The organism is Curtobacterium sp. MWU13-2055 (assembly GCF_023242305.1).
Taxonomy (GTDB): Bacteria; Actinomycetota; Actinomycetes; order Actinomycetales; family Microbacteriaceae; genus Curtobacterium.
The window spans coordinates 234,680-246,782 of sequence record NZ_JALLIO010000004.1; the positions used below are offsets into that span (position 1 = coordinate 234,680).

At 72.3% G+C, this 12,103-nt stretch carries 13 protein-coding genes; 11 read left to right on the top strand and 2 right to left on the bottom strand.

Translation table 11 applies throughout. The features are described from left to right. The first annotated feature begins 3 nt into the window (after positions 1-3). Both M4960_RS11230 and M4960_RS11235 read left to right on the top strand, forming a co-directional pair. Positions 4-1,032, top strand: coding sequence for an acetylxylan esterase (locus tag M4960_RS11230; protein ID WP_248704264.1), 1,029 nt, complete (start codon positions 4-6; stop codon positions 1,030-1,032). 54 nt (positions 1,033-1,086) lie between these two features. Then, a complete protein-coding gene (locus tag M4960_RS11235; protein ID WP_248704265.1) occupies positions 1,087-1,956 on the top strand; it encodes an SDR family oxidoreductase in 870 nt (289 codons plus the stop codon). Positions 1,957-2,014: 58 nt separating this feature from the next. Here M4960_RS11235 and M4960_RS11240 read toward each other — a convergent pair whose 3' ends face one another. Continuing rightward, a complete protein-coding gene (locus tag M4960_RS11240; protein ID WP_248704266.1) occupies positions 2,015-2,986 on the bottom strand; it encodes an endonuclease/exonuclease/phosphatase family protein in 972 nt (323 codons plus the stop codon). Between the two features lie 89 nt (positions 2,987-3,075). Continuing rightward, positions 3,076-4,026 (bottom strand): helix-turn-helix domain-containing protein, encoded by a 951-nt coding sequence (locus M4960_RS11245; protein WP_111084859.1) that lies wholly within the window; start codon positions 4,024-4,026, stop codon positions 3,076-3,078. A 254-nt stretch (positions 4,027-4,280) separates the two neighbouring features. Here M4960_RS11245 and M4960_RS11250 point away from each other — a divergent pair, with 254 nt between their 5' ends. The 9 genes from M4960_RS11250 to M4960_RS11290 all read left to right on the top strand — a co-directional run bounded on the left by M4960_RS11250 (position 4,281) and on the right by M4960_RS11290 (position 12,081). Next, positions 4,281-4,502 carry a hypothetical protein gene (locus M4960_RS11250; protein WP_248704267.1) on the top strand — a complete coding sequence of 74 codons (222 nt, stop codon included), beginning with the start codon at positions 4,281-4,283 and terminating at the stop codon, positions 4,500-4,502. An 81-nt stretch (positions 4,503-4,583) separates the two neighbouring features. Beyond that, positions 4,584-4,745: a hypothetical protein gene (locus M4960_RS11255; RefSeq protein WP_159573320.1), complete on the top strand. Its 162-nt coding sequence runs from the start codon at positions 4,584-4,586 to the stop codon at positions 4,743-4,745. 49 nt (positions 4,746-4,794) lie between these two features. Further along, complete coding sequence (locus M4960_RS11260) at positions 4,795-5,391, top strand: TetR/AcrR family transcriptional regulator (RefSeq protein ID WP_222659790.1); 597 nt, start codon at positions 4,795-4,797, stop codon at positions 5,389-5,391. 56 nt (positions 5,392-5,447) lie between these two features. Continuing rightward, positions 5,448-7,079 (top strand): long-chain fatty acid--CoA ligase, encoded by a 1,632-nt coding sequence (locus tag M4960_RS11265; RefSeq protein ID WP_248704268.1) that lies wholly within the window; start codon positions 5,448-5,450, stop codon positions 7,077-7,079. A gap of 12 nt (positions 7,080-7,091) precedes the next feature. Beyond that, on the top strand, positions 7,092-8,111 hold the full coding sequence (locus tag M4960_RS11270) for a glycosyl hydrolase family 18 protein (protein ID WP_248704269.1): 1,020 nt from the start codon (positions 7,092-7,094) through the stop codon (positions 8,109-8,111). Positions 8,112-8,259: 148 nt separating this feature from the next. Continuing rightward, entirely contained in the window at positions 8,260-9,111 is an 852-nt protein-coding gene (locus M4960_RS11275) for an alpha/beta fold hydrolase (RefSeq protein WP_123294761.1), read from the top strand. Continuing rightward, the gene (locus tag M4960_RS11280) at positions 9,104-9,709 is read left to right on the top strand and encodes a TetR/AcrR family transcriptional regulator (RefSeq protein ID WP_123294760.1); all 606 of its coding nucleotides are present in this window, start codon (positions 9,104-9,106) and stop codon (positions 9,707-9,709) included. The genes M4960_RS11275 and M4960_RS11280 overlap by 8 nt, the downstream gene beginning before the upstream one ends. 93 nt (positions 9,710-9,802) lie before the next feature. Beyond that, positions 9,803-11,524 (top strand): putative Ig domain-containing protein, encoded by a 1,722-nt coding sequence (locus M4960_RS11285; RefSeq protein ID WP_248704270.1) that lies wholly within the window; start codon positions 9,803-9,805, stop codon positions 11,522-11,524. Between the two features lie 65 nt (positions 11,525-11,589). After that, the gene (locus M4960_RS11290; protein ID WP_248704271.1) at positions 11,590-12,081 is read left to right on the top strand and encodes a VanZ family protein; all 492 of its coding nucleotides are present in this window, start codon (positions 11,590-11,592) and stop codon (positions 12,079-12,081) included. Positions 12,082-12,103 lie beyond the last annotated feature (22 nt).

A 12,103-nucleotide genomic window follows, 5' to 3' on the forward strand; every position in this document is an offset into this window, starting at 1 on the left:
CCCATGGCACGCACCGACCTCCCGCTCGACGAACTCCGTCGACACCGATCCGAGGTCCGGCGACCGGCCGACTTCGACGCGTTCTGGGCGGACACGATCACCGCGGCCCGGGCAGCCGGAGCGGGGACGGCTCCCGCCCTCGCTCCGGCCGACACCCCCGTGACCGGACTCGTCGTCGAGGACCTGACGTTCCCGGGGTTCGCCGGCGATCCGGTGCGCGCCTGGGTCTCGCGACCGCTGGCCGGTCGTGACACGGCGCTGCCCGTCGTGGTCGAGTTCCTCGGCTACGGCGGCGGCCGCGGGCGCCCCGGCGAACGCGTGCACTGGGCCCTCGCCGGGTACGTGCACGTCGTCATGGACACCCGTGGCCAGGGCAGCGGGTGGGCCGGCGGCGACACCCCCGACCCGCACGGCTCCGGACCGCACGCGAGCGGGTGGATGACGAGCGGCATCGGCTCCCCCGCGGACCACTACTACCGCCGGGTGTACACCGACGCCGTCCGCCTGGTGGATGCCGTGCGGACGCTGCCCGGTGTCGACCCGTCACGCATCGCCCTGACCGGCGGCAGCCAGGGCGGGGGCATCGCCATCGCCGCAGCTGCCCTGGCCGAGGCCCACGTCGGACCGATCACCGCGGTGCTGCCCGACGTCGCGTTCCTGTGCGACTGGGAGGGCGGCACCGACATCGCCGTCGGGGGCCCGTACCTGGAGCTCGCGACCTACCTGTCCGTGCACCGCGACGCAGCCGACACGGTGTGGGACACCGCGGCGTACTTCGACGGGGTGAACCACGCCGCCGGCATCACCGCCCCGGCGCTGTTCTCCGTGGCCCTGATGGACGACGTCGTGCCGCCGCGCACGACCTTCGCCGCCTTCAACGCACTGGGCTCGACCGACGTGCTCGCGTCGGCGGACCGTCAGATCGAGGTCTACCCGTACAACGGGCACGAGGGTGGCGGCTTCCGACACTGGGAACGGCAGGTGGCGTTCCTGCGATCACGAGGTACGGTCGGTTCCGTGCAGTGCTCCTGAACCGTCTCCGATTCCATCTGTGCGCCCGACCGCGGCGCGATCGAGAGGTTCACCATGTCCGCACACCTTCCCCTGCTCGGCAAGACCGCACTGGTCACGGGCGTCTCGCGTCGACGAGGCATCGGGTTCGCCGTCGCCGGAAAGCTCGCCTCGCTCGGGGCGAACATCGTCATCCACCACCACCGGCCGCACGACCTCGAGCTCCCCTGGGGCGGCGACGACCTCGACGCGGTGCGTGACGGGCTCCGTGCCCACCTGGCGGACGGTGCGGTGTTCGCCGACGTCGCCGCCGACCTCTCCGACCCGGCCACGATCCCGGACGTCATCGGCGCCGCCGTCGAGCACACCGGACGACTCGACGTGCTCGTGTGCAACCAGGCGAAGAGTGGGGACGACGGCAGCATCCTCGACATGACCCCCGAGCGGCTCAGCGCGTTCTGGGAGGTCAACACCCGCGCGACGCTGCTCCTCACGGCGGAGTTCGCCCGGCTGCGTGCACCGCAGTCCGACGAACCACGGCGACCCGGAGACCGCATCACCGGCGACGGGCCGTACGCCGAGGCGCAGGGCCACGTGTTCTGGATGACGTCGGGTCAGATCCACGGTGCGATGCGCGGCGAGGTCGCGTACGCGGCCAGCAAGGCGGCCCTGGCGGGCGTCACCGCCACCGTCGCAGCGGAACTGCTCGAGCTCGGCATCGTGCTCAACACGATCAACCCCGGACCGGTCAACACCGGCTACATGGACCCGGAGACCACGGATCGTTCGCTCGAGGGCCTCGACGAGTACCTCGCCAGCACGCCGTTCGGTCGCGTCGGCCGGTCGACGGACCCGGCGGAGCTCATCGGGTGGCTGTCGACTGCGGCGGGGAGCTGGGTCGTCGGCCAGGTGCTCACGAGCGACGGTGGGTTCGCGCTGCAGTGAGTCGTCGCTGCGGGACGGCGGCGGCCGTCCCGCAGCCGTCGTCCGGAGCCGGGGACGATCAGCGCCGCGCGCCGATGACCGTGATGGTCGGTCGGTGCCGAGCTCCGGACCCGTCCTCGGCCCTGACGACCGTCCACGACCTGATCACGCCCACCGCCGGGCTCACCAGGGTGTGGTCGAGCGGCATGGCGAGTGCCGGGGCGACCGAGGTCGGCCAGGTCCCGAGGCTCGCGGCGTGCACGGTCGACGCGGCGTCCTGACACGCTCCGAGTCCGCCGCCCCCGAATGCGTCCACCGATGCGTTGAAGTCCCCTGCGACGACGACCTCGGCATCGTCCGCGCAGGTCCGGCGCACCCAGTCGAGGTCAGCGCGCCAGCCCGCGAGTCCGCGCAGGAGGGGCTGCGGCGCATGCACCGCGACGATCGTCGGGGCACCCGGAACCGACACGACCAGGGTCTTCACGGGGTCGATGCCCGGGCGCCTCGTGGCGTGCGCGGCGAGGTCGTCCCGGACGAGCACGGCGACCTGCGCACCGGGCTCGGCGAACACGTGCACCGGTCGGCCGCCCTGTCGCATGGCGTCGGCGACGTCCTCGGCAGCGGCGAGCGAGCCGGCGTCGGGCAGCACGACCACGTCGGCGCGGGCAGCCGAGGCAGCGCGCCCGATCGTCGTGGGCGCGACCAGACCGCCGTTCGTGTTCCACTCGAACACACGGAGGCCCGCCGCGCGCGGTGGCTCGACGTCGAAGCCCCTCGCCTCGAGGACCACGCCGTTCGTTCCCGCGAGGGCGACGAGCACAGCACCGACCGCGAACGCGACGACCCGCACCCGGCGCCGCACGATGCCGAGGACGATCAGCGCCACGGCCACGACGACGCAGCCGACCGACACCACCGCGCGCGCGGGCAGCACCGCGGCGAGCACCGGCGCCCGGGCGATCCCGAGCCACGGGGCGGAGACGAACGCGCCGCCGAGCACCACCACCACGGAGACGACGACGGTGGACGCGACGGCTCGGCGGGTCAGCACCGCCCCACGGTGCCGTGTCGGGGTGACAGAACACCCGCGGATCGTGTGTCGGTGCTCTCAGGGACGCATCCGCGAGAGCCGTCGGGGTGTCACGCCCGCCGCATCGTGTCCCGGGGGTACTCGCCGTGGCGCTCGAGGTAGGCGGCAGAGAACCGACCAGCGTGGGCGAACCCCCACTGCCGGGCGACGTCGGCGATGCTCGTCCCCGCCGGGTCAGCGTGAACGAGCTCGTCGCGCACCCGGTCGAGACGGACCCCGCGCAGGTAGCCGTTCGGGCTCACCCCGAGCTGCCGCTGGAACGCCTGCTGCAGGGCACGCAGGCTCAGGGAAGCCACCTCGGCCAGGTCGGTGCTCGTGATCGGCAGGTGGGCGTGCTCGTGCACGTACTCGACGGCCCGGCGGATGTGCGCGTTGCGCGGGAGCAGGAGTTCGTCCGGCAACGTGGCCGAGACGACCGGGTACAGCTCGAGCAGCGCCAGTGCCCCCAGCCGGCCCATCTCGGCCTGCAGCAGCGGTGAGACCTGCCGGTCGAGCACCGTGTGCGAGATGAGCTTGACGGTGTTCCGCCACATCGTCACGGCCCGGTCGTCGGGTTGCACGGTGTGGTCGAGCTGCACGCCGCCCGACGCCGCACCGCGCTCGCCGGCGACCTCCTCGAGCGATGCCCGGTTGATCTGGACGAGACGCTGGTCGTAGTCCTGGTACGTGAACGCGGCGCCGTCCTGCGGCCACAGCTGCGGCCGGCCCACGGCGCTCACGAGGCGGTCGTCACCCTCGCCGATGAAGCCGGTACCCCGGGTGATCCACTGCACGACGAAGTCGTCCGACGGCGTCATGACGCCGTCGAGGTGCCCGTCGAACCGGATCGCGCGCAACGTCATCGTCGAGTCGCCGACAGCTGAGTACCGGAAGGTGAAGGGCTGCGCGGTCGTCTCGGCGCGCCACTCGGAGGCGTCGTACGCCCCGACCAGGAAGTCGCGTGCTTCGTCGACGTCGGCGGACCGGACGTCGTCCTGCACGCGAGCTCGTTCGTCTGTCATCGGTTCACCGAGAGCAGTGTGACCGAACGGACGCGCGTCGTCCGTGTCGCTGTCCGAGAAGCGCTACCGACGATCGTCGGCGCGTGGACCGGATGCTCGTGGCGACGGGACGATGTCCGGATTTCGACCGCCGGGCCGCTCACGACATCCGCGATCCGTCGAGTCTCCGGTCCTGGCGCGCACCGACGACCCCGCTGCTCGTACGGTCGACTCATCCGGCGGCAACGGGCTGCTCAGGAGAACACGAGGACGACATGACCGCCGTGACCGCAACTCCGGTCCAACCGATCAGCGCACCCAAGCAGGCATTCGAAGCGACGTCGGTGTCCGGCCGACGCAACCGCCACCGCGGCGGCTTCAGCGAACTGCGGGACGCCCAGCGACAGCGCACGCTGCAGATCGCCGCGGTGAGCACCGGCATCGTCTCGGTGAGCGTCCTCGCGTCCGCCGCCGCCGTGCTCGGACTCTCCGCGTGATCCGCGAGGGATCCACGTTCGAGGACGTCCGCACCCAGGCCATCGACATGACCGCACTCTTCGCAGAACAGGAACGCCACGATGCTTGACCAGAGCACGCTCGAGCAGCTGCGTAGCAACCCGGTCGAGTGGCGCCGACGGGGCTTGACCCCGCCCGCCGACCTCGACGAGATCGTCCAGGCCCGCCTCAGTGCGCACATGGGCCACGCCGATCCGAGCTACGCGGACTTCTTCGCATCCTGAGCTCTCGACCGCCGTCCGAACCGATCGATAGGGTGATCCACACTTCCCCATGACGCTCCTCACACTCACGCCCCCGGCCGTCGAGACGACCGCGCAGCGCACCGCATCCAAGGCCGCCGACGACCTCTTCACGGCGCACGGCGTGATCCCGGTGCGTTTCGAGGACGTCGCCGCACACGCAGGCATGAGCGTGGACGAGCTGACGGCGGCCTACCCGTCCAAGCAGGCGCTCGTGGTGGCGGTCCTGCGACGCTGGCACGGCGCGTGGCGTCGGGCCCTGGACCACATCGCCACCACCTCGGCGGATCCCCGCGACGAGATCCTCGGCATCTTCAGCTACCTCGAGGAGTGCTTCGCGGACGAGGGGTGGCGCGGCTGCGCGTTCATCAACGGACACGCCGAGCTCGGACGGCAGGACCCGGAGATCGCCGCGCTCGCAGCCGAGCACTTCCGCGACGTCGAGAGCCACCTCACGTTGCTGTGCACCCGTGCGGACATGCCGGCGCACATCGCCGAGACCCTGTCGCTGCTGGTCGAGGGAGCCCGAGTGGAGTCAGCCGTGCAGGGCTCGGCGAAGCCCGCCCGGAGCGCGCGGCTCGGTGCGGCCATGATCATGTCGGTGTTCGAGGAGCGCACGACGTTCTGACCGGCGGCCGGACGTATGATCCGGGGAACCACTCGTCACCGAAGACGGAGACCGGAATGACGCGCACCGAGCCCACCACCGCCGCTCACCACGGCACCCCCAGACCGACCCGAGCCACCGCCTCGGTCGCCGCGATCCTGGCCGAGTCCGCCGCGCGGTACCCGGACGACGTCGCCGTGATCGTCGGCGACCACCGCACCACCTACGCCGAGCTGTGGTCCGAGACCCTCGCCTACGCCGGAGCGCTCCGGGCCCGCGGGGTCACCGAGGGATCGCGCGTGGCGATGCTCGTGCCGAACGTCGCGGACTTCGCCCGCGTCTACTACGCAACCCTCGCTCTCGGCGCCGTCGTCGTCCCCGTCCACGCGCTGCTCAAGCGGCGCGAGATCGAGTACCTGCTGCAGGACAGCGGCGCCATGCTGCTCGTCTGCGCTGCCCCGCTGCTCGCCGAGGGCGCAGCCGGTGCCGAGCTCGCCGGCGTCGACGTCATCACCGTGCTCGCACCGGCCGACCACGACGACCGCGACGACCACGACGGCCCGGACCGCCTCGAGGCCCTGGCCGCGGCAGCCGAACCCCTGGACACCTACGTCCCCCGCGACCCCTTCGACACCGCGACGATCCTGTACACGAGCGGGACCACCGGCAAGCCGAAGGGTGCAGAGGGCTCGCACTTCGCCCTGCTCGAACAGGTCAACACGAACCTGATGAGCACCTTCGACATGCACCGCGGCGACGTCCTGCTCGGGGCGCTCCCGCTGTTCCACACGTTCGGTCAGACCTGCACGATGAACACTGGGTTCCGCGCGGGCGCCACCATCGTGATGCTCCCGAAGTTCGACGGCGACGCAGCCCTGTCGGCGATGGTCGAGCACGGCTGCGAGATCTTCATGGGGGTGCCGACGATGTACATGGCACTGCTCGACGCCGCGACCCGCAACGACGCCCGCCCGGACCTGCGCTACGCGATCTCGGGCGGGGCGTCGTTGCCGTTGGCCGTCCTCGAGCGGTTCCAGACGGTGTTCGACGCGCCGATCCACGAGGGCTACGGCCTGACCGAGACGTCGCCCGTGGCCACCTTCAACCACGTCGGCCGCGCGCCGCGACCGGGGACGATCGGGACGCCCGTGTGGGGTGTCGACGTCGAGATCGCCGACCCGGCCACGCCGGACGCGATCGTGCTGCTGCCGCACGGCGAGATCGGCGAGCTCGTCATCCGCGGGCACAACCTGATGAACGGGTACCTGGACCGGCCGGAGGACACCGACGCGGCGATCGTCGACGGGTGGTTCCGCACGGGCGACCTCGGCACGAAGGACGACGACGGGTTCCTGACGATCGTCGACCGCACGAAGGACATGATCATCCGCAACGGCTACAACGTGTACCCGCGGCAGGTCGAAGAGGTGCTGGCGACGCACCCGGACGTCACCATGGCGGCGGTCTTCGGCGTCCCGCACGAGCTGCACGGCCAGGAGATCGAGGCCGCCGTGGTGCTCCGCGCCGGCGCGACCGTCAGCCCGGACGAGCTCGTCCACTTCGTGTCCGACGAGATCGCGGCGTACAAGTTCCCGCGGGTCGTGCACGTGGTCGACGCCCTGCCCCTCGGACCGAGCGGCAAGGTCCTGAAGCGGACGCTGGTCGAGCAGTTCAGCACACCGGTCGACGCGGCGACTGCTCCGGCCTGACACACTCGGAGCGTGATCACCAGGCCGCGTTCCGTCCTCCTCGCCGCTGTCCTGACCGCGGGCCTCGTCCTGACCGGCTGCACCGGCCCCGCGAACGCCGAGTCCGGCACACCCGACTGGTTCGACGTCACGGGCTTCCAGCCAGAGGGGGCGGACCCCGCGCTGATCGACGCCAACGCATCGGCGATGGACGTCGTCGGCGTCGACGGGCTGCTGCTGAGCCGGACCGGCACGCGCGTCAGCACTCCCTCCCGCGAGGCGAGGACACAACGCAACCGGGCGCACGCCCGCGGGCTCGAGGCGCAGCTGCTCGTCAGCAACTACGCCGACGGCGACTTCAGCGAGCCGATCGCCCGGAGGATGCTCCGGTCCCCCGCCAACCGGTCCCACGTCGTCCGCGCGCTCGCGACCGACGTGCGATCCGGCGGGTGGGACTCGGTCATGATCGACCTCGAGGCGTTGACCGCGGCCGACACGGCGGGGTTGACGGCCTTCGCGCGGGAGCTCCGTGCGGCGGTCGGCGACGACGTCCGGCTCGACATCGCCCTGTCGGCGTCGACGACCGCGGCCGGGTACGCGCGCATGGGGTACGACGTCCGGGCACTCCGCGCTCCGCTGGACCACCTCACACTGATGGCCTACGACCAGCACGGCCCGTGGGAGCCGGACGCACCGGGGCCGGTCGGGTCGTTGCCCTGGGCGTCGAAGTCCGCCAGGGCGCTCGCCACCCTCGCGCCCGCCGACCAGATCGTGCTCGGCGTCGCCGGGTACGGCTACCACTGGAAGGGGCCGCGACCGGCGGGGCCGCTGTGCGACGACCAGGCCCGTCGTCGCGTCCGGAAGGCCGGCATCACCCCGACCTGGAACGCGACAGCGGGCGAGTGGACGGCGACCCTGCCCAGCGACGAGGTGCTCTGGTGGTCCGACGCGCGGTCGCTGCGCGAGCGCGTGGCACTCGCCGAGCGGCTCGGCCTGACCGGGGTCGCCGTCTGGTCCCTGGACCTGTCGGACGCGCTGGACACGGTGCACTGACGGCGACCGACGAGCGGACGGGAGGCCCGGTGCGGGCCCGCCACGGGCCTCCCGTCCGCCGCCGCACGACGCAACTGCCGTGGCGGGCTTGACAGCGTCGGCTAATGGTCTTAGCTTCTAGCTAACACACTTAGCCATGGAGGCAGTCATGCTCGAACACCTGCGCACCGACGAAGGCACCATCGCGTACGACGTCAGCGGCGACGGACCGCTCGTCGTCCTCGCACACGGCATGGGCGACAGCCGGCACGCCTACCGGTTCCTGGTCCCCGAACTCGTCGCCGCCGGCTACCGGGTGGCGAACGTCGACATCCGCGGGTGTGGCGACTCGAGCACGGGATGGGCGTCGTACCAGCGCGCCGACATCGCTCGCGACCTGATCGCCGTCGTCCGGCACCTCGGCGGCCCCGCGGTCATCGTCGGGCAGTCGATCAGCGGCGGGGCGGCCACCATCGCCGCCGCCGATGCCCCCGACGTCGTCACCGGCATCGTCGAGCTGGCACCGTTCACGCGGAAGCAGTCGTTCGACCTCGGCGGCCTGCTCCGGAACCGCCACCACCGCGCCGGCACGTTCCAGCTCGCCAAGGTGATGACGACCGGGAGCCTGGCCGGCTGGCTGGCCTACCTGGACCTCGCCGTGCCGACGAAGCCGACCGACTGGACCGAGGAACTGGGCCGCATCGAGTCGACGCTGCAGCAGCCGGAACGGATGGCGGTGCTGCGCGCGATGACGAAGACCTCGCCCGCCGACGCCGGTGCACGGCTGGCGGACGTGCGGTGCCCCGTCCTGGTGATCGAGGGCAGCGCCGACCCGGACTGGGCCGTCCCGCGTGCCGAGGGCGAGCGGGTCCTGGCCGACCTGCCCGACGGACTCGGCGAGCTGGCCGTCATCGACGGTGCCGGCCACTACCCGCACACCGAGGCCCCGACCGAGGTCCTCACGCTCGTGCTCCCCTTCCTCGGCCGCACGCTCGCGCCGGTCGGTGGCCACCGTGGCTAGGGCAGGACTCGACCCCGCCGCCGTCACCACCGCCGCGGCGGGGCTGGCCGACGAGATCGGGCTCGCACGGCTGAGCATGAGCGTCGTCGCCGAACGGCTCGGCGTGAAGTCGCCGTCGCTGTACAAGCACGTCGACGGACTCACCGACCTGACCCGCCGGATCGCGATCCTCGCCGCGAACGAACTCGGCGACGACCTGCGCGACGCGATGCAGGGGCTCGCCGGGCGCGACGCCGTCGAGGCGGCCGCGCAGACCGTCCGCCGGTACGTGCAGCGGCACCCCGGCCGGTACGAGGCGACGGTCGGGATCCGTCCCACCGGGCCGGACGACCCGTTGGCCGTGGCCCTGGAGCGCACCCTCGCCTCGTTCGCAGCGGCGCTGCGCGGCTACGGGCTCGACCCCGCCGACGAGGTGCACGCGCTCCGCCTGCTGCGCAGTGTCCTGCACGGCTTCGCGACCGTCGAGACGTCCGGTGGGTTCCAGATGCGCACCGACGTCGACGCGAGCTTCGAGTGGGTCATCGCGTTCCTCGACCGGGGGTTCCGCGCGACGACCGCCCCCAGTCATGGTCACGATCCGGACTCCCCGTCGGTCTGAAGCGGTCCCAGGCCCTACGATCCGAGGACGCCTGAGCTTTCTCGGCTGATCCACACGATCCGGCACCCGACCGGACACGATCCAGGGGGACCCGTGCGCCACAGCGCCTCCACCGTCCGACGCGCCTGCGCCGTCGGCACCACCGCAGCCCTCGTCGCGCTGACCACGGGCCTCGGCCTCGTGACCGCGACGGCCGCCCACGCCGAGCCGGCGAGCGACCCGGCGGCATCGACCGCGACGTCCGCTCCCGCGGCGACCGACGTCCCGGCGCCGGCCGCTTCGCCGACGGCGGACCCGTCCGAGCCGGCCGCTGCGGAGCCGTCCGCCCCGACGTCCGCGACGCCGTCGCCCGATGCTGCGCCGACGACCACCGAGCCGTCGAGCGACGCCTCGACGCCCACGGCGTCCGAACCGGACCCCACAGCCGCCGCCGATCCCTCCGCCGCAGTGCCCACCGCCACGCCGTCACCGACCTCGGCGCCGACCGCGCAGCAGGCCGTCGACCCCGCCGTCACCATCACCGGCGACACGGAGGTCGGCGCCGTGCTCACCGCCGTCCCCGTCGGCTTCGACGAGGACGGGGCATTCCGGTACGTCTGGACCCAGGCCGGTTCCACCACGGTCCTGGCGACGAGCGGCTCGTACACGATCGATGCGGCGCAGGCCGGGGAACGGGTGTCGGTCCAGGTCACCGGTGCCCTGCCCGACGGATCGACGGCGACCGTGACGGCGACCTCGGCCCCCGTCACGCAGGACCCGGTGTTCGTCGACGCCGCGGACACGCCGATCGCCGAAGGGGCAGACGCCGGGGACCCGCTCGCCCTCGAGACGACCGCTGGCGACCCGTTCTCGTACACCTTCCGAGCGCAGGGCTCCCCCGCCCCGACGTACGCGCTCGCCTGGTACGACGGCGACGACGACGGCGACGTCGTCATGACGAAGTCACAGGCAGCGGCGCTCTCCGCGGGCACCTCCGGCGGCTCCGGTGACTCCGGCTGGACGATCGGGTTCGGGTTCCAACCGGACGACACGGACGAGGAGTTCGGTCCGGACATCCAGCTGCCCGACGGCATCACCTTCGACGCCGCCACCGGTGAGCTGAGCGGCACCGCCAAGACGGCGTCCTGGTACCAGTTCGCGATCACGGCCACGAGCGGTACCGAGTCGGTCACGCAGTACGTCGAGCTGACCGTCGACCCCGCTGCCGCGTTCGGCGTCCAGGTCTTCACCCTCGACGCGGCGTCGATCGACGCGCCGAAGAAGACGATGTGGATCATCGGCACGGACGGCACCGTCCTGACCGTGAAGCTCACCACCGACGAAGACGGCTCCTTCGGGGGTCTCGACGTCGTGGACGGTGGACGTCCGACCGTCGCGCAGGGCGGAACACTCGTCGTCTCCGGCAACCTGGTCGACCGCTTCGGGAACCCGATCGACCCCGCCGACGCGGACGGCAACCCCGTCTGGACGCCGATCGTCACCTCGGACGTCGCCAGTGACGTGATCGCGCCGTACACCGAGTTCGACGCCGAGAGCGCTGTCGGCGTCACCTTCCCGCACGCCTCGACGCACACCCTGACCGTCGGCGGCGAGGGGCTGCAGAGCACCTCGTTCCCGGTCGACGTGCGCCCCACCGTGCCGACGGTGTCGACCGAACCGACGGTCGCCGTCGGGGGGACGACCCCGACCACGGGGCAGCTCGCCTACACCGGTTCGGACGCCACCGGCGCCCTGCCGTGGGCGCTCGGCCTCGTCCTGGTCGGCGCCGGCCTGATCGGCGCACGCGCAGTGCGCCGTCGTCGCGCCGTGCTCTGATCCGACACCCCTGAGGGACGGGAGGCCTGGTGCCAGCTGGCACCGGGCCTCCCGTCCGGAGATCCATGCTCTCGACCCTGCTCATCGAAGTACCGTGGCTCGCGTTCGGCGTGCTGATCGCGGTCATCGTCGTCGCGCCCGTCGTGGGCGTCTGGCTGGCGCGCCTGCCGCGGCTCACCGCCGTGCTGTTCGGCCTCGCCGTGGTCGTGACGCTCGCGCTCACCCTGTCCCCCGACGGCGCTCCCCGGTCCGACGTCACCTGCAACGTCGGGCTGCCGTACCTGGCGCCGACCGCGGTCGAGTCGACGGCCAACGTGCTGTTGTTCGTGCCGATCGCGTTCCTGGCCGGGGTGCGGTGGCGGCGCCCGGTCCTCGCGGCCGTCGGCGCCAGCGCGTTCTCCGTCCTCATCGAGGTCGTCCAGGCGGTCGTCCCCGTGATCGGTCGGGCGTGCGACACGAGCGACTGGATCACGAACACCATCGGCGCCGTGGTCGGTGGGGCACTCGCCGCCGTCGTCGTGCTGTGGGCACGTCGGCGCGTGGCCCGGGTCAGCTGACCCGGGCGAGGGATCAGCCTGG

What these genes read in the sequence shown, in the direction of transcription:
- M4960_RS11230 (WP_248704264.1), top strand. Translation starts at nt 4, where the DNA reads ATGGCACGCACCGACCTCCCGCTCGACGAACTCCGTCGACACCGATCC.
- M4960_RS11235 (WP_248704265.1), top strand. Translation starts at nt 1,087, where the DNA reads ATGTCCGCACACCTTCCCCTGCTCGGCAAGACCGCACTGGTCACGGGC.
- M4960_RS11245 (WP_111084859.1), bottom strand. Translation starts at nt 4,026, where the DNA reads ATGACAGACGAACGAGCTCGCGTGCAGGACGACGTCCGGTCCGCCGAC.
- M4960_RS11250 (WP_248704267.1), top strand. Translation starts at nt 4,281, where the DNA reads ATGACCGCCGTGACCGCAACTCCGGTCCAACCGATCAGCGCACCCAAG.
- M4960_RS11255 (WP_159573320.1), top strand. Translation starts at nt 4,584, where the DNA reads ATGCTTGACCAGAGCACGCTCGAGCAGCTGCGTAGCAACCCGGTCGAG.
- M4960_RS11260 (WP_222659790.1), top strand. Translation starts at nt 4,795, where the DNA reads ATGACGCTCCTCACACTCACGCCCCCGGCCGTCGAGACGACCGCGCAG.
- M4960_RS11265 (WP_248704268.1), top strand. Translation starts at nt 5,448, where the DNA reads ATGACGCGCACCGAGCCCACCACCGCCGCTCACCACGGCACCCCCAGA.
- M4960_RS11275 (WP_123294761.1), top strand. Translation starts at nt 8,260, where the DNA reads ATGCTCGAACACCTGCGCACCGACGAAGGCACCATCGCGTACGACGTC.
- M4960_RS11290 (WP_248704271.1), top strand. Translation starts at nt 11,590, where the DNA reads ATGCTCTCGACCCTGCTCATCGAAGTACCGTGGCTCGCGTTCGGCGTG.